At 63.6% G+C, this 18,276-nt stretch carries 14 protein-coding genes; 9 read left to right on the forward strand and 5 right to left on the reverse strand.

The features are described 5' to 3' along the window. Positions 1-29 precede the first annotated feature (29 nt). Positions 30-629: a nitroreductase family protein gene (locus ACSQ8R_RS19660; RefSeq protein WP_436254916.1), complete on the reverse strand. Its 600-nt coding sequence runs from the start codon at positions 627-629 to the stop codon at positions 30-32. A 168-nt stretch (positions 630-797) separates the two neighbouring features. Here ACSQ8R_RS19660 and ACSQ8R_RS19665 point away from each other — a divergent pair, with 168 nt between their 5' ends. The 9 genes from ACSQ8R_RS19665 to ACSQ8R_RS19705 all read left to right on the forward strand — a co-directional run bounded on the left by ACSQ8R_RS19665 (position 798) and on the right by ACSQ8R_RS19705 (position 10,312). Further along, on the forward strand, positions 798-1,640 hold the full coding sequence (locus tag ACSQ8R_RS19665; RefSeq protein WP_436254917.1) for a fumarylacetoacetate hydrolase family protein: 843 nt from the start codon (positions 798-800) through the stop codon (positions 1,638-1,640). 259 nt (positions 1,641-1,899) lie between these two features. Further along, entirely contained in the window at positions 1,900-3,183 is a 1,284-nt protein-coding gene (locus ACSQ8R_RS19670) for a polyhydroxyalkanoate depolymerase (protein ID WP_436255525.1), read from the forward strand. A gap of 160 nt (positions 3,184-3,343) precedes the next feature. Further along, on the forward strand, positions 3,344-3,766 hold the full coding sequence (locus ACSQ8R_RS19675) for a DUF2852 domain-containing protein (RefSeq protein WP_345930377.1): 423 nt from the start codon (positions 3,344-3,346) through the stop codon (positions 3,764-3,766). Positions 3,767-3,855: 89 nt separating this feature from the next. Further along, complete coding sequence (locus ACSQ8R_RS19680; RefSeq protein ID WP_436254918.1) at positions 3,856-4,617, forward strand: M48 family metallopeptidase; 762 nt, start codon at positions 3,856-3,858, stop codon at positions 4,615-4,617. A gap of 642 nt (positions 4,618-5,259) precedes the next feature. Beyond that, a complete protein-coding gene (locus tag ACSQ8R_RS19685) occupies positions 5,260-5,916 on the forward strand; it encodes a phosphoribosylanthranilate isomerase (protein ID WP_436254919.1) in 657 nt (218 codons plus the stop codon). A gap of 11 nt (positions 5,917-5,927) precedes the next feature. Continuing rightward, positions 5,928-7,148: a tryptophan synthase subunit beta gene (gene trpB, locus ACSQ8R_RS19690; protein ID WP_436254920.1), complete on the forward strand. Its 1,221-nt coding sequence runs from the start codon at positions 5,928-5,930 to the stop codon at positions 7,146-7,148. Position 7,149: 1 nt separating this feature from the next. Further along, entirely contained in the window at positions 7,150-7,989 is an 840-nt protein-coding gene (gene trpA, locus ACSQ8R_RS19695; protein WP_436254921.1) for a tryptophan synthase subunit alpha, read from the forward strand. 39 nt (positions 7,990-8,028) lie between these two features. Beyond that, the gene (gene accD, locus ACSQ8R_RS19700; protein WP_436254922.1) at positions 8,029-8,925 is read left to right on the forward strand and encodes an acetyl-CoA carboxylase, carboxyltransferase subunit beta; all 897 of its coding nucleotides are present in this window, start codon (positions 8,029-8,031) and stop codon (positions 8,923-8,925) included. A gap of 43 nt (positions 8,926-8,968) precedes the next feature. Beyond that, entirely contained in the window at positions 8,969-10,312 is a 1,344-nt protein-coding gene (locus ACSQ8R_RS19705; protein WP_436254923.1) for a bifunctional folylpolyglutamate synthase/dihydrofolate synthase, read from the forward strand. Between the two features lie 80 nt (positions 10,313-10,392). On the opposite strand, the gene trxA is transcribed toward ACSQ8R_RS19705, so the two are convergent. From trxA to ACSQ8R_RS19725, 4 genes are all read right to left on the reverse strand, one after another. Beyond that, complete coding sequence (gene trxA / locus ACSQ8R_RS19710; protein WP_210013523.1) at positions 10,393-10,713, reverse strand: thioredoxin; 321 nt, start codon at positions 10,711-10,713, stop codon at positions 10,393-10,395. Between the two features lie 72 nt (positions 10,714-10,785). Next, entirely contained in the window at positions 10,786-14,331 is a 3,546-nt protein-coding gene (addA, locus tag ACSQ8R_RS19715; protein ID WP_436254924.1) for a double-strand break repair helicase AddA, read from the reverse strand. Then, complete coding sequence (gene addB / locus ACSQ8R_RS19720) at positions 14,324-17,527, reverse strand: double-strand break repair protein AddB (protein ID WP_436254925.1); 3,204 nt, start codon at positions 17,525-17,527, stop codon at positions 14,324-14,326. The genes addA and addB overlap by 8 nt, the downstream gene beginning before the upstream one ends. Beyond that, positions 17,524-18,270, reverse strand: a complete 747-nt coding sequence (locus tag ACSQ8R_RS19725; RefSeq protein WP_436254926.1) for a nucleotidyltransferase family protein — start codon at positions 18,268-18,270, stop codon at positions 17,524-17,526. Before ACSQ8R_RS19725 ends, addB begins: the two co-directional genes overlap by 4 nt. Positions 18,271-18,276 lie beyond the last annotated feature (6 nt).

Here is an 18,276-nt window from a genome sequence, read left to right on the forward strand (position 1 = left end):
TGAAACAATCCTTAACCGGGGCGGGGCGCTCAAGCCTCTCCGGTAAACTTCCCTTCGAAGGCGATTTCGGAGACCGGCTTGCGCTTGCTGGGGAATTCCCGCTGCGCGAGCTCGTCGGGAAGCGTGCTTCTGTCGCCGATCCGGCCGATCGCCGCCGCCGCCTCGACCCGGTAACCTTCCGGAATCCCCAGCACCTCGACGGCCTTTTCCTTGTCCAGGCCCTCCATGCCATGGGCGTGATAACCAAGCTTCATCGCCTGGCAGATGACCGAAAACCAGGCCGCGCCGGTATCGTAGGAGTGGGTATAGGCAAGCTTGTGTTCGCCGTTGCTCGCCACGCGATATGTCTTCGAGACGACGATCATCAGCGCCGCGGCGTTCTGTGCCCAGCGCTGGTTACCCGGCGAAAGAATGTCCACGAGCACCGGAAATGACGGCGTGCCGCGCAGCGCATAGATGAAACGCCAGGGCTGGTTATTGCCGGAGGAGGGTGCCCAGTGGGCGGCATCCAGGATCGTCAGCATGGTCGCCTGGTCGATGGTTTCCTCGGTGAACGCCCGAGGCGACCAGCGGTCGAGGAAGAAGGCGTCGATCGGAAATTCCGAATCGCGGGTATTGCTGCTGGTCATGGGCATTCTCCGAAATAACAGGCTGTGAATAGATCCAAGGATCAACAATAGGCCCGCCGGCCGGCTTGGCAACAGACTTGTGGCCGGCTGAAAAACGGCCGGCTGAAAACGGGGTGACAAGCGACAGCGCATGTTCCATAAACCTCCCGGTAATTGGAGGACCATGTTTTGAAACTGATGCGCATTGGCGAGCCGGGCCATGAAAAGCCGGCACTTTTTGACAACAAGGGCAAGATTCGCGATCTGTCCGGCCACGTTGCGGACATTGCCGGGCCCGCCATTTCCCCGGAAGGCCTTGCCAGGATCGCTGCTCTCGATCCGGAAAGCCTGCCCGAACTGCAGCCGGCCCGCATCGGCGCCTGCGTCGCCGGCACCGGAAAGTTCATCTGCATCGGCCTCAACTATTCCGACCACGCCGCCGAGACCGGCGCGACCGTTCCCCCGGAACCGATCATTTTCATGAAGGCGACCTCCGCCATCGTTGGCCCGAACGACGACGTGGTCATTCCGCGTGGTTCCGAAAAGACCGACTGGGAAGTCGAGCTCGGCGTCGTTATCGGCAAGACCGCGAAATACGTCTCCGAAGACGACGCGATGGATTATGTCGCCGGCTACTGCCTGACCAACGACGTCTCCGAACGCGCCTTCCAGGCCGAGCGCTCCGGCCAGTGGACCAAGGGCAAGTCCTGCGACACCTTCGGTCCGATCGGCCCCTGGCTGGTCACCAAGGACGAAATCCCCGACCCGCAGAACCTCGGCATGTGGCTTACCGTCAACGGCGAGAAGATGCAGGACGGTTCCACCAGGACGATGGTCTACGGCGTCCGTTATCTCGTATCCTATCTCAGCCAGTTCATGTCCTTGCATCCGGGCGACGTCATCTCGACCGGCACGCCTCCAGGCGTCGGCCTCGGCATGAAACCGCAGCGTTTCCTGAAGGCCGGCGAAGTTGTCGAACTCGGCATCGATGGCCTCGGCACCCAGCGCCAGACCTTCGTCGCTGACGTATAAGTGATGGGAGGACTCATGTCCGCCGGCGGACATGAGTCCTTAACCAGGCTTGGAAGGTGGAACCTTAAGGCTTACATGTCATTCTCAAGACAGCAGAATGATCTGCATCCTCGCCTTCCTCTTGGCCAATTCAGCCGGTATCCCCCACATGTTGCACCGCAATCGAAAAGTGTTAGCCTACCCTCATTCTGCTCCTGAACCGATCGGTTCGATGTCTTTGTCGAATACGCTGTCGGAAATGACGAAAGGTAGCACCTCGATGTTCTATCAGTTCTACGAGATGAACCATGCGGCGATGGCGCCGGTTCGCGCCGCCGCGGATGCCATGCACTTCTTCTATTCCAATCCGCTCAATCCGTTTTCCCAGACGACGATGGGCCGGACGATGTCGGCAGGCCTTGAAGTCTTCGAGCGCGTCACGCGCCGCTACGGCAAGCCGTCCTTCGATCTGCCGTTCACGATCGTCGACGGCGAGACCGTCGCGGTGACGGAAGAGATCGTCTGGAACAAGCCCTTCTGCAATCTCCTGCATTTCCGCCGCGATCTTCCCGCCGGCCGTGCCCCGGATCAGAAGATCCTGATCGTCGCGCCGATGTCCGGCCACTATGCGACGCTTTTGCGCGGCACCGTGGAAGCGCTTCTGCCGAGCGCCGATGTCTACATCACCGACTGGGTCGATGCCCGCGTCGTGCCGATCACCGATGGCCGTTTCGACCTTGACGACTATATCGACTACGTCATCGAGATGCTGCACGCGATCGGCCCCGGCGCCCATGTGATCGGCGTCTGCCAGCCTTCCGTCCCGGTCCTCGCTGCGGTGGCTGTGATGGAATCCCAGCGCGACCAGATGCTGCCGGCCTCGATGATCCTGATGGGCGGCCCGATCGACACCCGCATCAACCCGACCGCCGTCAACAAGCTTGCGGAAGAACATCCGATCGAATGGTTCCGCGACAACGTCATCATGAACGTGCCGTGGCCGCTTTCCGGGTTCATGCGCCGGGTTTATCCGGGCTTCCTGCAATTGTCCGGCTTCATGTCGATGAACCTCGACCGGCATGTTACCGCCCACAAGGAGTTTTTCCAGCACCTCGTCAAGAACGACGGCGAGTCCGCCGAGAAGCATCGGGAATTCTACGATGAATATCTGGCGGTCATGGACCTGACGGAGGAATTTTACCTCCAGACGGTCGAGACGGTCTTCATCAAGCATTCGCTGCCGAAGGGCGAGATGATGCACCGCAATGTTCGGGTCGATACGAAGCTTATCCGCCAGGTGGCGCTGCTGACCATCGAGGGCGAGAACGACGATATTTCCGGCCTCGGCCAGACCAATGCGGCGCAGACCATCTGCCCCAATATCCCGGATGACATGCGCATGCACTACATGCAGCCGGATGTCGGCCATTACGGCGTGTTCAACGGTTCGCGTTTCCGCCGCGAGATCGCCCCGCGCATCGTCGCCTTCACGCAGAAACACGCCAGGGCTGCGGCCAGAAAGACGCCGGTCAAGCGCGTCATCAAGGGCGGCAAGGCCGATTGATCGTCCCGCCGCCCGGTCGTGGATCCTCGATTTTTCCTCGTTATTTCAGCATCTTCTTGAATTTAATGATCCGTCTTCTTGAAGGCGGATCATGGGCTCACCAAATCGAAATGAGACGGGCTGGCATGTGGCCACCCGCTGAAACATCAGGGTGTGACCAATGAACCAGTCAGCATTGATTCGTCCGGATTGGACGCCGGCTACCATCGCTCTCATGGTGCTCGGTTTCGTCGTTTTCTGGCCGCTCGGCCTCGCCATGCTTGCCTATATCATTTTTGGCGAAAGGCTCCGCGGCTTCAAGCGCGATGCCAACGACCGCGCCGACCGCATGTTCGCCGGCTGCCGCCGGGCGAAATCCCGCTACAACACGCATTTCACCACCGGCAACGTCGCCTTCGACGATTGGCGCAAGACCGAGATCGACCGGATCGAGGAAGAGCGCCGCAAGCTCGACGAGATGCGCGAAGAGTTCGACAACTATGTCCGCGAGCTTCGCCGCGCCAAGGACCAGGAAGAATTCGATCGCTTCATGCGCGAGCGGCAGAACCGTCCCTCCGGCCAGAACCCGGTAGTCGATCTCTGATCCTCCAGGGATTCACGTGAAACGTGGTGAGAGCCGGCGTCGTCGAGACGCCGGCTTTTTTATGTGAAGGAATCGGCTAGAAAGGGATCATGTTCGCGCTTCTGAAAAAGCCAGTTCGTACCAAACCGAAACCGCTCGAAACGGTGAAGCGGACGCTTGATGTCGGCGATCGGGCGATGCCGCTGACGATCAGGGAAAACCGCCGCGCCACCCGCATAACGCTCCGCATCGAACCGGGCGGCCGCGCGCTCAATCTCACGGTACCGGCCGGCCTGCTGAAGCGCGAGATCGACGATTTCCTCGACCGCCATCAGGGCTGGCTGCTGACCAAGCTCGCGAAATTTTCGGCGGACAATCCCATTCGACCGGGCGGCCGCATCGCCTTTCGCGGCCTTCCCCACCGGATCGAACATACCGGCACGCTCCGCGGCCTCACCGAGGCGGTACTGATCGACGGCGAACCGGTGCTGAGGGTCAGCGGCCTCGAGGACCACATGGGCCGCCGGCTTTCCGCCTTTTTCAAAAAGGAAGCGCGCAAGGACCTCGAAGTGCTGGTCGCCCGCCACGCCGCCGCCATCCGCAAGCCGATCAAGTCGGTATCGATGAAGGACACCCGCAGCCGCTGGGGTTCCTGCTCCTGGGACGGCAACCTGAGTTTTTCCTGGCGCATCGTCATGGCCCCGCCGCTGATCATCGACTATCTCGCCGCCCATGAAGTGGCGCATCTGAAGGAGATGAACCACGGCCCGAAATTCTGGGCGCTCTGCCGAGAACTCTGCCCGCGCATGGAGGAAGCCCGCAGGTGGCTGAAGCAGCACGGCTCGCAGCTGCATGCGATCGACTTCGAGTAATTAGGAATCTGCGGAAGAGGCCCGCACCTCATCCGCCTGCCGGCACCTTCTCCCCGTTTTGACGGGGAGAAGGACCTATGCCGCTAGGTCTCCGTCCCTTTCAACGCTGAGTGTGCCAGGTCCCCTGGCCCCCGCGGGGAGAGGGTTAAGGTGAGGGGCAAACACCGACCACCAACATCCGATGACCAAATCCACCCCCGGCTCAACAAATCCAACCCCTTACCAGAATCCTCATCCCCGCTCCTCAACCCCGTGCCTACAATCCCCCCGTCCCGCTTCGGCTACACCGGCCCGCATGACCGGCGAGGCGGGACCGGTGCTTTGATGATCTGCCGTCATGCAGGTGGGCCGTCAGGGGCTGCGCAGAAAATGGTCCCCCTCTCGCCTTGAGGCGGGGCGTGCGTGTGTCGCACACAACCCGGTATGGCATCCGCGAGGATGTAAGCCCATGCCGCCGCAGAGGGACCGGAGTTGCGCGGAAAAACTGACCGAACGGGACACGTCGCGTGTCACTATTAAAATTTCAATCGAGGCACACGACGTGTCCCGGCCGAAACTAAAATTACCGCGATCACCAAGGCCGTACTCCGTCCGCTATGATTTGCCTCGACTCCGTCGGAATTTCATGTCAATCCGCGCATCATGAAACCTGATATCAAGATCTGCGGGTTGAAGACCCCCGAGGCAGTCGATCGCGCCGTGGCGCGGGGCGCCTCGCATATCGGCTTCATCTTCTTTGCCAGGAGCCCGCGCCATGTCGAGCCGGACCTCGCCGGAGACCTCGCCGATCGGGTCCGCGGACGGGTGAAGCTCGTTGCGGTGACCGTCGATGCCGATGACGAGGAACTCGACGATATCGTCTCGATGGTGCGGCCGGACATCCTGCAGCTGCATGGCAACGAGAGCCCGGAGCGGGTTCTGCAGGTAAAGGCGCTCTTCGGCCTGCCGGTCATGAAGGCATTTTCCGTGAAGGAAGCCGGCGATCTTGACCGGATCGATCCGTATATCGGCGTTGCCGACCGTTTTCTCTTCGATGCCAAAGCGCCTGCCGGCTCCGAGCTGCCGGGCGGCAACGGCGTTTCCTTTGACTGGAGCCTGATGGCTTCCCTTGACGAGGGCGTGGATTACATGCTTTCGGGAGGATTGAACAAGGATAATGCCGTTCTCGCCCTCAAATCGACGCGGGCAAGCGGTATCGATCTATCGTCCGGCGTCGAAAGTGCGCCGGGTATCAAGGACCTTGGAATGATCGATGCGTTTTTCGATGCCGTCGCGGATGCGGGCCGGAAAAGCGCGTGAGGGAGTAGACAGTGAACGAGACGCCAAAACCCAATTCGTTCCGTTCCGGCCCCGACGAGGATGGCCGTTTCGGTATTTTCGGCGGGCGCTTCGTCGCCGAAACGCTGATGCCGCTGATCCTGGATCTCCAGGGCGAATGGGAAAAGGCGAAGAACGATCCGGCCTTCCAGAAGGAACTGGCTGATCTCGGCGCCCATTATATCGGCCGCCCAAGCCCGCTTTATTTCGCCGAACGCCTGACCGAGCATCTCGGCGGCGCAAAGATCTATTTCAAGCGCGAAGAGCTGAACCATACCGGTTCGCACAAGATCAACAACTGCATCGGCCAGATCCTGCTCGCCAAGCGCATGGGCAAGACCCGCATCATCGCCGAGACCGGCGCCGGTCAGCATGGCGTTGCCTCCGCAACCGTTGCTGCGCGTTTCGGTTTCCCCTGCGTCGTCTACATGGGCGCAACCGACGTCGAGCGCCAGGCGCCGAACGTTTTCCGCATGAAGCTGCTGGGCGCCGAAGTCGTTCCGGTGACGGCCGGCAACGGCACCCTGAAGGACGCCATGAACGAGGCGCTGCGCGACTGGGTCACCAATGTCGATGACACCTATTACCTGATCGGCACCGCTGCCGGTCCGCATCCCTACCCGGAGATGGTCCGCGACTTCCAGTCGGTCATCGGCAGCGAAGCCCGCGCCCAGCTGCTGGAAGCCGAAGGCAGGCTGCCCGACGTGGTCATCGCGGCCGTTGGCGGCGGTTCGAATGCGATCGGCATCTTCCACCCGTTCCTCGATGACCAGAGCGTCAGGATCGTCGGCGTCGAAGCCGGTGGCCGCGGCCTCCAGGGCGTCGAACACTGCGCCTCGATCACCGCCGGTTCGCCGGGCGTGCTGCATGGCAACCGCACCTATCTGCTGCAGGATCACGACGGACAGATCCTCGAAGGTCATTCGGTTTCGGCCGGCCTCGATTATCCGGGCATCGGCCCTGAACACAGCTGGCTGCATTCGATCGGCCGTGCCGAATACGTGCCGATCATGGACCAGGAAGCGCTCGATGCCTTCCAGGTGCTGACCCGTCTCGAAGGTATCATTCCGGCGCTGGAGCCGAGCCATGCGCTCGCCGAGGTGATCAAGCGCGCGCCCAAGATGGGCAAGGACGAAATCATCCTGATGAACCTCTCCGGCCGCGGCGACAAGGACATCTTCACCGTCGCCAAGATTCTCGGAATGGAGGTTTGATATGACCGCTCGTATGGACAGACGTTTCGCGGCCCTGAAGGCCGAGGGGCGCCCGGCGCTGATCACCTATTTCATGGGCGGCGATCCGGATTTCGAAACCTCGCTCGGCATCATGAAGGCGCTGCCCGGTGCCGGCGCCGATCTCATCGAGCTCGGCATGCCGTTTTCCGATCCGATGGCCGATGGCCCGGCGGTCCAGATGGCCGGCCAGCGCGCCCTCAAGGGCGGCCAGACGCTTGCAAAGACGCTCGAGCTTGCGGCCAAGTTCCGCGAGACCGACGCGGATACGCCGATCGTCATGATGGGCTACTACAACCCAATCTATGTCTACGGCGTCGAGAAATTCCTCGATGACGTGATCGCCTCGGGTATCGACGGCCTGATCGTCGTCGACCTGCCGCCGGAAATGGATGACGAACTCTGCATCCCCGCACTTGCCAAGGGCGTCAACTTCATCCGGCTTGCCACGCCAACCACCGACGACAAACGCCTTCCGGCCGTTCTGAAGAACACGTCCGGCTTCGTCTATTACGTCTCGATGAACGGCATTACCGGCTCGGCGCTTCCTGATCCGTCGCTGATCGGCGGTGCGGTCAAGCGCATCAAGAGCCACACGGCGCTGCCGGTCTGCGTCGGTTTTGGCGTCAAGACCGCGGACCATGCCAAGGCGATCGGCGCTGCGGCGGACGGTGTCGTCGTCGGTTCGGCGATCGTCAGCCAGATCGCCGGCAGCCTCACCAAGGATGGCAAGGCCGGTCCGGATACCGTCGCTGCGGTCGCCACCCTGGTTCGGGGCCTTGCAACCGGTGTGCGCGCTGCCCGCCTTGTTGCCGCCGAATAGTTTCCCACATTAGACTCGAGTTAATCGGGAGTACGCCAAGTGAACTGGATCACCAACTACGTCCGGCCGCGCATCAACTCCATGCTCGGTCGTCCCAACCGGGACGTTCCGGAAAATCTCTGGATCAAGTGCCCGGAAACCGGCGAGATGGTCTTTCATAAGGACCTGGAAGAGAACAAGTGGGTCATTCCCGCTTCCGGTTTCCATATGAAGATGCCCGCCAAGGCCCGCCTCGTCGATCTTTTCGACGGCGGTGTCTTCGAAGCGTTTCCGCAGCCGAAAGTCGCCCAGGATCCGCTGAAATTCCGTGATTCCAAGCGTTATGCCGATCGCCTGAAGGACAGCCGCATCAAGACCGAGCAGGAGGATACGATCCTTGCGGGTCTTGGCGAAGTCCAGGGCCTGAAGCTCGTGGCGGTGGTTCATGAATTCAATTTCATCGGCGGTTCGCTCGGCATGGCGGCCGGCGAGGCGATCGTCCGGGCCTGCGAACGGGCCGTGACGGAAAAGTGCCCGCTGGTGATCTTCCCCGCCTCCGGCGGAGCGCGCATGCAGGAAGGCATCCTGTCGCTGATGCAGCTTCCGCGCACTACGGTCGCGGTCGACATGCTGAAGGAAGCGGGCCTGCCCTATATCGTCGTCCTCACCAACCCGACCACCGGCGGCGTCACCGCCTCCTACGCGATGCTGGGCGACGTCCACATCGCCGAGCCGGGCGCCGAGATCGGCTTTGCCGGCAAGCGCGTCATCGAGCAGACACTGCGCGAAAAGTTGCCCGAGGGCTTCCAGACGTCGGAATACCTGTTGGAGCATGGCATGGTCGATATGGTGGTGAAGCGCCACGATATTCCCTCGACGCTCGCCAAGATCCTGAAGATGCTGACGAAGCAGCCCGTCCAGGAAGCGCTTCCGGCACCGGTCGCGTTGAGCGCCTGAGCGAAAGAGAGCATCGAAATCCGGAGCGGCGGGAATGACCACCATGAACGAGCCCGTTGTGAGCGCGGCCGAGCGGGAAATTGAGCGGCTGATGACCCTTCATCCGAAGGGTTTTGACCTGTCGCTCGACCGGATCACCCGCCTGCTCGAAATGCTGGGCAATCCGCACAGGAAACTGCCGCCGGTCATTCATGTGGCCGGCACCAATGGCAAGGGCTCGGTGACCGCCTTCTGCCGTGCCCTGCTCGAGGCGGGTGGTTACGCGACGCATGTCCACACGTCCCCGCATCTCGTCCATTGGCACGAACGTTACCGGATCGGCGTCAAGGGCGGCCGCAGCAGGATCGTCGGCGACGAGATGCTGGCGGATGCCCTCAGGCGCATCGCGGTGGCCAATAACGGCCAGATGATCACCGTCTTCGAAATCCTGACCGCCGCGACTTTCCTGCTGTTTTCCGAACAGCCGGCCGATGCGGTCATCCTCGAAGTCGGCCTCGGCGGCCGTTTCGATGCCACCAATGTCATCACCGATCCGGCCGTTTCGGTGATCATGCCGATCTCGCTCGACCACCAGGCCTATCTCGGCGATCGGGTCGAACTGATTGCCGCCGAAAAGGCGGGGATCATGAAGCGCGGCCGGCCCGTCGTCATCGGCCATCAGGAATTCGAAGCGGCCCGTGACGTGCTGATATCGACCGCCGAGCGACTCGGCTGTCCGACCGCCGTCTACGGCCAGGAATTTTCCGCCCATGAGGAATTCGGCCGGCTGATCTATCAGGACGAATTCGGCCTTGCCGACCTGCCCTTGCCGCGCCTGCCGGGCCGCCACCAGTATGCCAATGCCGCTGCCGCCATCCGCGCCGTCAAGGCTGCCGGCTTCACGGTCACCGAGGCGATGATGGAAAAGGCCATGGCGACGGTCGAATGGCCGGCCCGCCTGCAGAAGCTGACCGAAGGCAAGCTCCTGGGATACGCGCCGGAAGGCTCCGAAATCTGGCTGGATGGCGGGCACAATCCCGGCGCCGGCGAGGTGATCGCCGAGGCGATGGCGGCTTTCGAGGAACGTCAGGCCCGGCCGCTCTACATCATCGCCGGCATGATCAACACAAAGGATCCGATCGGCTACTTCCGCGCCTTCGCGGATATCGCCGAACACGTTTTCACGGTCCGCATCCGCGGCAGCGAATCGGGCCTGGATCCGGTGGTCCTGGCTCACGCGGCGTTTGATGCCGGGCTGGTGGCCGAACCCGCCGGCTCCGCGGCCGAGGCATTGCAGGAAATCACCCGCCGCCAGCTACCGGGCGGCCCGCCGCCGCGCATCCTGATCGGCGGCTCGCTGTATTTCGCCGGCAATGTGCTTGCCGACAACGGCACCCCGCCGACCTGACCGCAAAGGCTGCGATAGACACAGAAAAAGCCCGGCTGCAGGGATGAGCCGGGCTTTTTTATGCGGGATGCGACTGGAAGTTAGGCGGCGCTGGAAATCCAGGCCGAAAGGGCGGTCTTCGGAGCGGCGCCGACCTTGATGTCGGCAACTTCGCCGCCCTTGAACATGGCAAGCGTCGGGATTGAACGCACGCCGAACTGGGCGGCCAGTTCCGGATTTTCGTCGATATTCAGCTTGACGACCTTCACCTTGCCAGCGAGCTCGTTCGAAATTTCTTCGAGGCTCGGACCGATCATTTTGCAGGGGCCGCACCATTCAGCCCAGAAATCCACGATCACCGGCTGGGCGGAGTCGAGGACTTCGGCCTGGAAGTTGCTGTTATCGACTTTTACGGTAGCCATAGGGCTCTCCTTCACGATTCTCTGTTGGTGTAAATGTGAGCCTGCCGCTCAGAGTTTTCAATGGTCGCTATCTCACTTTGTTTTGAGTTCTGCAAGCGAACGTGACAGCAGGCCCAGTGGCAGCGAAATCACCTGCGCCGACTCGGTGTAGACCAGCACGCATTCGAAATCCTTCGCCGGATAAAGCGGCTTCAGGATCTCGCGATAGATGGCGAGCTGGGCGCGGTGCGAGAGCGGCACCTCCTGCGAAGTTTTCGGCGTGACGCGATTGGTCTTGTAGTCGAGGATGAACACCCGGTCCTCGGTCACCACCAGCCGGTCGATGCGGCCGGAAATGGCGTAGTCGCGTCCCTCCAGCACCAGGGTGCCCATGATCGACACTTCCGACTGGCTTCGCCCGGAAAAGATCGGCCCAAGTTCGGCATGCGAAAGCACCGACATGACGCTGGCGACCAGCTTTTCACGCTCCGCCGCCGGCCAGAAACGTGCCGCGCGATCCGCATATCGCCGTGCGGCGGCGGCCCGTTCAGCGTCTGGAAAATCCGTCAGCATCTGCAGCATGCGGTGGACCAGCTTGCCCTTCTGCAGCGCCAGACCCGCCCCTTGCGTCTGGTCTGCAAACAGCGGCGAGGTGATGATCAGATCGTCCGCATCGTCATCGATCATCGTTCCGGCCCCGGAGGGGCTGAGCGGTCGCGGCAGGATTTTCTGCGCCGGCAGAGGGCGGGAGAGGGCTTGCGGCAGCGCTTGCCTGTCAGCCGGTGCCGTCTCCTTCTGCGCGGCTTTCGGCGCCTGGCCGGGGGCGGCCGGAAGCCGCCACCTGAAACCGCCCCATTCGCCATCCGCCCCTTGAAATTCCGCCGGGCTGCAATGATGCTCGTCGGCGGCAAGCGCCCTGGAAATCATCGACTGCCAGGTATCCGGATTGTCGATCTTGCCGCGATAACCGCAGACGATCAACCGGTCGGCGGCCCGCGTCATGCCGACATAAAGCAGCCGGCGATATTCCTCCTCGGTCGAGGTCCTGATCCGGTCGTCGTCGGCCCTCGTCGTCGCATTCGACAGCATCTGGCCCGGCACCCAGGCCGGCACATCCTCGCCGCCGATCCGCAGCAGCCGGAATTTCGGGACATGCGAGGAGATGAACGCCTTCGAGCCGCTATCGACGAGGAACACCACCGGCGCTTCGAGCCCCTTGGAGGCGTGCACGGTCATGATCCGCACCTCGTTGCGGCCACCATCCTGCTCGCGTTTCACCTCCGGCGCTTCGATCTCCAGCGTCGAGATGAAGGCCTGCAGGCCGGGCAATCCGCTGGTCTCGTGGTCGAGCGCAAAGGTCAGGAACTCGTCGAGGATGTCGCCCGCCTCGGTGCCGAGCCGGCCAAGGAATTTTCGCCGTCCGCCCTGCGCCCCGAGAATCCGGGCAAACAGGTCATGCGGGCTGAGCTGGCGGGAAAGGGCAAGCAGATGCTGAAGCCGGTCGGCCGCATCGCGGAACCGGAGCGGCTGTTCCTCGCTCAAACGGTTGAGCTGCGCCCAGGCACTGGTGTTCTCGGCCCGCAAAGCCCCGACTTCGAAGACGTCCTCCTCCGAGAGATTGAAGAGCGGGCTTTTCAGCAGTGCCGCCAGCGAAAGATCGTCCTGCGGCAACAGCAGGAAGCGGCCGAGCGCCAGAAGATCCTGCACGGCGATATGGCTCGTCAGCCGCAGCCGGTCGGCACCGGCGACCGGAATGTTGTCCCGGCGTTTCAGCGCCCGGGTCAGCGCGTTGACGAAAGCGTCACGCTTTCGCACCAGAACGAGGATATCGCCGGCCTCGATCGGCCGTTCGATACCCTTTTCGATGATCGTTTCCTTGCCGATCATCTCCTCGATCCGGTTGGCGATCCGGCCGGCGAGAATGGCGGACGGCGCTTTATCGGGCGTCGAATCGAACGGCGCGGTCCAGTCCTCCTCCTGCTCCGAGACTTCCGGCACCACGACGTCCCAGAGATCGACGGCTCCGGGATGACCGATCCGGTTGGAGCGGTGCTGCACCGGCTCGCCGAGCGCGCTCAAGCCGCGAAAATTCTCCTCCAGCGAAAACACCTGGTCGACGGCGGCCAGCACATCGGCCGTGGAGCGGAAGGAGAGGGGGAGCCGCACCGGATGGAAGGCCTGGCCGCTGGCCCGCACCCGCTTTTCCGTCTCGCTTCTTTCCTCGGCAAACCGCTCCGGGCGTGCTCCCTGGAAGGAATAGATCGACTGTTTTTCATCGCCGACCGCAAAGATGGTGCGCCGGGTCTCGCGGGCGCTGGCACCGGAATAGAAATCCTCGGCCAGCGACTTGATCACGGTCCACTGGATCGGGCTGGTATCCTGCGCCTCGTCGACGAGGATGTGGTCTATGCCCTGGTCCAGCTTGTAATGCACCCAGGCTCCGACACCGTCGCGGGTGAGAAGATCGGCGGTACGGGCGATCAGGTCTTCGAAATCGAGCAGGCTGCGCTGCTTTTTCAGGTCCTCGTAGTCGTCGTTGAGCCGCTGTGCCAGCGTCAGCGCCGCCTTGGTGGCGAGGAACATCCGAATGAGCCGCAGCCGGTCGCGGCAGGCCACGACATGGGCGCGGGCGGCGGCGATCGCGTCGGCCAGTTCCGGCGCGGTCGTTGTCATCGCCTTGGCGACCAGCGAACTGTCGGCTTTGGGCTTGCCCTCGCGGGTGAGGAAAATCTGGTCGAGATATTGAGCGCGCTTCAGGACATCCGGCTCCTTGGCGACCACGCGCAGACCATAGGCCACGTCCAAGACCTTCTGGCCGCCCTTCTGGTCGGCCAACGCCAGATAGAGATCGAGCGTCAGGCCGGAGAGGCCGGGCAGGGGCCAGTAGCCGGCAGCGATACTGTCCTCCGTGTCGGCGGGCCCGAGCCCGAGGGCTCGTTTTAGCTCGACGCCAATGCCGCCGTGGCGTTCCGCATGGGCTATGAAGCGGCGGATGGCGGTACGGTTGGCGATGATATCGCCGAGCAGCGTTTCGAGCCCGAACTCATCGCCGAGATCCAGCACATGCGCGAAGGCCTCGGCGAGCACCGGGTCTTCCTCCGCAGACGTCGCCGTCAGCAGCGAACGGCGTGCGTCGGCAAGCAGGGCGGAGGCGGCGCGGTCGTCGAGCACCGAAAAATGTCCGGCAACATTCGCTTCGAGCGGAAACTGGTGCAGCAGCGCTTCGCAAAAGGCGTGGATGGTCTGGATCTTCAGCCCGCCCGGCGTTTCCAGCGCCTTGGCGAACAGCCGCCTCGCTTCGGCGATCTTCAGCTGGCCCGGCTCGGCTCCCTCGATGCCGGCGATCCGCTTGCGCAACTCGTCATCGGACAGCACGGTCCATTCCGAAAGCCGCTGGAAGACGCGGTTCGACATTTCCGATGCCGCCGCCTTTGTATAGGTGAGGCATAGAATGGACGACGGCCTGCAGCCGGCGAGCAGCAGCCGGATGACCCGCTGGGTCAGCACATGCGTCTTGCCGGAGCCGGCATTGGCCGAAACCCAGGCGGAACTTATGGGATCGGAGGCAAGCGACTGCTGCACGGTCGTCCAGTCGATCCAGTGGATCGGATCGTCGCCTTCGGGGGCCAGGTCACTCATCGACTTCCGCCTCCTCGTCATCGGCCGTCGACCATTCGGCCACGCGGGCGAGGTGATCGTATTCGCCGCCGAAATCCGTCTGCGCCATCGGCACGAGCCGCGATGCGAAGCCGGCTTGCCCATTGCGCAGGGTGATCACGAACCGGGTCAGCTGTTCGAGCGCTTCGTCCGCCAGATCGATCGCCGATTTCGGCTGGCGTTTGGCCGTCGCGCTCGAACCCTCGTTGTTGACCTTGTCTTCCCGGAACCGGTCGCCGGGCCGCAGCCGGACATAGAGCAGCTTGTCGGGTGTCAGCGGGCCTGCGCCCCTGAACGCCCCAGCCCTGAGAGCCGCCGCCTCGAGGCCGAGCTGCGGATCGAGCAGCGCCCGCGCCTGGGATACCGAAGGGCTGAGGCCGGTCTTGTAGTCGACGAGGTCGGCAAGGCCCGAACCCTTGATGTCGATCCGGTCGGCAATGCCGGTGACGCGAATGCCGGCCGGCTCGACCTCCCAGCCCGCGCCGACCTCCGTCATCGTCTGGCGGATATCCGGTGCGCGTTCGGCCTCCCAGTCCAGGAAGGCGCGCGCAACCTCCGCAAATCGCGGCCGCCAGACACGGTCGATATGGGTTGGCAGCTGTTCCGCGTCGAACAGCTCCTCGGCGATCCGCCGCATCGCCTCCCTTGCCGCGGGAGTGCCGGGCTTGTGCCCTTCGCGCGTATAGCGGTCGACGATCGCGTGATAGAGCGTGCCGCGTTCCGATGCGCCCGGATCGCGGTTGAACGGGTCGAGCGGATCGAGCTTCAGGATGCGGCGGGCATAGATGGAATAGGGGTCGCGGCGCAGGCGACCCACCTCGCTGAAGGAATATTTTTTCGGCTGCAGATCCGCCGGCGGTTTCGGCGCCGGGCGTTTGGCGACCGGCTGGTTTTCGCCGGCATCGATCATCGACGCCCAATCGCGATACTGGTTGCCGCGCGCCTTGAGCTCGTCGGCGAACTGCTTTCCGCCCAGCGCCAGCAGCCTTTGCAGCCAGCGCGAGGCGACCGTCGGCGTCGATCCCTGCCGCATCGAGCGCGACAGGATCAGATGCCGCGTGCCGCAGGCCATCTCGAAATCGTGGGCAAGCTGGCCGATCCGGCGCTCCGGCGGCTCCAGCCCCATGTCGGTCTTCATCGTGCGGGACAGGAACGGGTTGTTGACCGTCTGGCCCGGCCAGGAACCTTCATTGAGCCCGCCGAGGATCATCGTATCGACCCTCTGCAACCGGGCTTCCAGCGTGCCGAAGATGAAGACGCGCGGATGGCTGAGCGAGCGGGGCTTGACCGCTTCGCCGGTCGTCAGCGCCATGACGATGTCGATCCACTGCGGACCGTCCGCCTCCATCTGCCCGTCGGTCTCCATGACTTCGGACAGCAATCCCGCCAGCCGTTCGCCGGCTTCCCCGGACCAGAGCGCGGCGAGGTCTCCCCGTTCGTCCACGCAGAGCGCTTCGAGGGCGCGACCCGTGCGTTCGGCCCAATCGGACAGCGGAAGCTTCGCGGTAAGGCCGCGTCCGTCCGGCCGGCGGCGGACAAGGGCGGAAGCGAGCGGCTCGACGGCCTTCTCCAGTCTCCGGGCGAGATCGCGCGCCCTGTCCGCAGCATCCGGTGGCAGCGCCAGCCGCCAGTGCGGCGCATGCCGGTCTTCGAGCTGCGCGGCAAGCTGGATCTCCAGCAGCGGCTCCAGCGCCGAAATGTCCATGTCGCCGAGACCGCCGCGCAGCGCCAGGATTTCGAGTGCTTCGACGGCGGAACGCAGGTCCGCCGCCGGCAGGCCGAGGCGCAGGAGCGGATGTTTGATCAGCGCGACGATCGCCACCGGATCGCCGGGCCGAAGCGTCGCTTCGAGGAGGAGCTGGGTCAACGTGCCCTGTGGCGTGCCGGACAAGGGCGAACCGGCGGAATCGTCGGCGAGAAGGCCGAAACGGGAAAGCTCGGCGGTGACCCGGCGGGCAAGCGCGCGATCGGGCGTGATCAATGCCGCCTGAGCCTCGCCGCCGTCCTTGCCCGGTTGTTCCAGCGTCAGACGGAGCGCGATGGCGATCGCGACCGCCTCTTCGCGCTCGTTCGAGGTCTCGATCAGCGAGACATCCGCAAAGGCCTTGGCAAGCTGGCCGGGATCGGTGCTGTCCCGCCAGGTGCTCCAGCGGTCGGTCGCCCTGGCAGGTACCAGCGCCTGGGAGAGTGCTTCGGCACGGAAGGCGAGATCGTCGGGAACTTCACCCAGCACGTCCACGTCGTCCCGCGTGACGCCGAGCTTTTTGAGCAGCCGCGACAGGCCGAATTGCGAATGGCTCCGGCTGGCGGGCTCGGGCCGGCCGTCGAAAGCCTCTTCGCCGATCATCGCCCACTGGTCCGCCGGCATCGAAAGATCGAGTCCCGGCAAGATGACGGTGCCGTTCGGCAGGCCGGAGATCGCCGCGATCAGGTCGGCGGCGGCCGGCACGGATCCCGTCGAACCCGCAACGATCACCGGACCCTTGTGATCACGGGATGCAATTCGCCTCGCCTCGCCTCGCAGGATCGCCGCCTGGTGTTTTGCCGGCGAGGAACGGCGCAGTTCTTCGAGCCGGACCGGCCAGAAGGCGCTGGCGATCGACAGGAACTCGGCGGTCAGCTGCCACCAGAGCGCATGTTCGCCGGTATCGAGCTTCTTGAGATCGGCCCAATCGCGCTCTTCGGTTTCGACCGCATCGATGAGTTCCGCCAGGGCGCGGGCGAGCCAGATGGCATCCGCCGGGCTGGCGGGCGCGACGAGCGGCGATTCCGAATGCACGTCGAGCACGATCTTCGGCAGCTGGTTGCGCCAGGCGAGGATCAGCCGGCCGAGTTCGAGCAGCCGCGCGGTACCGCCGATCGGCAGCGCCAGGTCCATCTCCTCCGGCGCCACGAGATCGAAATAACCGCTGTCGTCATCCGTTTCGCCAAGCGGGCGGATGACCGGCAGGATCGCCGAACGGCCGCCGAGCAGATCGACGAATTCCGAGCGCAGCACGCGTGCGGAGCGCCGCGTCGGCACGTAGATGGTCACGTCGGCGAGTGAAAGCGGATCGGCCGGATCGTAGCGGAATGTCTCGTCGAGCCGGCCGTCGCAGAGGGCGGCGGCCACGGTCTTGAGGAACGGCGCTCCGGCGGGGATAGAGAAGACCCGCTTCCGGCCGGGGGGCGTGGTCATGCCTCCACCGGATAGCGCGCGATCACCGCTTCGGCTTCCGGCAGCGCCTCTGGCGTGCCGACGGTGATCCAGTGGCCGGTAAGCATCGTGCCGTAGAGACGGCCGCGGGCGATCGCCTTGTCGAAATAGGTGTTGATGTTGAAGGCGTCGGACGGCGCGTCATCGAGAAAGGAAGGGCTCATCGCGAAGGCGCCGGCGTAGACGACCGGGTTGGACGGATCGTCGCGGTATCGCCTCAGGCGGCCACCTGCATCCATGCCGAAATCGTTGACCCCGTTATGTCCCGTCGTGTTGTCGATATCGACGCAGAGCATCGCCATGTCCATGCGCTCCGGATCGAAGAAGTTCGCCAGGTGCTGCAGGTTGGTGGGCTTGCCGGGCGTCTCGCCGATCCAGAAGAGGTCGGCGTTCATGACGAAGACAGTGCCGCGGTCGAGAAGCTTCAGCCCCTTCACGATGCCGCCGCCATTGTTCATCAGCGCGTCACGCTCGTCGGAAACGAGGATTTCGAGGCCCTTGTAGGCTGCAAGATGCGCTTCCATCTGGTCGGCGAAGTGGTGCACGTTGACGACGGCGCGCTCGACACCGGCTTCTCTGAGCGAATCCAGCACGTAATCGATCATCGGCTTGCCGGCGACCGGCACCAGCGGCTTCGGCATCGTGTTGGTGATCGGCCGCATGCGGGTGCCGAGCCCTGCGGCAAGCACCATCGCCTGCTTGATGGCGGCTGGTTTAGTGGTCATCGGAAA

The sequence above is a fragment of the Neorhizobium sp. LjRoot104 genome (assembly GCF_964253725.1).
GTDB lineage: Bacteria > Pseudomonadota > Alphaproteobacteria > Rhizobiales > Rhizobiaceae > Neorhizobium.

What these genes read in the sequence shown, in the direction of transcription:
- ACSQ8R_RS19660 (WP_436254916.1), bottom strand. Translation starts at nt 629, where the DNA reads ATGACCAGCAGCAATACCCGCGATTCGGAATTTCCGATCGACGCCTTC.
- addB (WP_436254925.1), bottom strand. Translation starts at nt 17,527, where the DNA reads ATGACCACGCCCCCCGGCCGGAAGCGGGTCTTCTCTATCCCCGCCGGA.
- ACSQ8R_RS19675 (WP_345930377.1), top strand. Translation starts at nt 3,344, where the DNA reads ATGAACCAGTCAGCATTGATTCGTCCGGATTGGACGCCGGCTACCATC.
- addA (WP_436254924.1), bottom strand. Translation starts at nt 14,331, where the DNA reads ATGAGTGACCTGGCCCCCGAAGGCGACGATCCGATCCACTGGATCGAC.
- ACSQ8R_RS19670 (WP_436255525.1), top strand. Translation starts at nt 1,900, where the DNA reads ATGTTCTATCAGTTCTACGAGATGAACCATGCGGCGATGGCGCCGGTT.
- ACSQ8R_RS19680 (WP_436254918.1), top strand. Translation starts at nt 3,856, where the DNA reads ATGTTCGCGCTTCTGAAAAAGCCAGTTCGTACCAAACCGAAACCGCTC.
- trpA (WP_436254921.1), top strand. Translation starts at nt 7,150, where the DNA reads ATGACCGCTCGTATGGACAGACGTTTCGCGGCCCTGAAGGCCGAGGGG.
- ACSQ8R_RS19685 (WP_436254919.1), top strand. Translation starts at nt 5,260, where the DNA reads ATGAAACCTGATATCAAGATCTGCGGGTTGAAGACCCCCGAGGCAGTC.
- trxA (WP_210013523.1), bottom strand. Translation starts at nt 10,713, where the DNA reads ATGGCTACCGTAAAAGTCGATAACAGCAACTTCCAGGCCGAAGTCCTC.
- ACSQ8R_RS19705 (WP_436254923.1), top strand. Translation starts at nt 8,969, where the DNA reads ATGAACGAGCCCGTTGTGAGCGCGGCCGAGCGGGAAATTGAGCGGCTG.
- ACSQ8R_RS19725 (WP_436254926.1), bottom strand. Translation starts at nt 18,270, where the DNA reads ATGACCACTAAACCAGCCGCCATCAAGCAGGCGATGGTGCTTGCCGCA.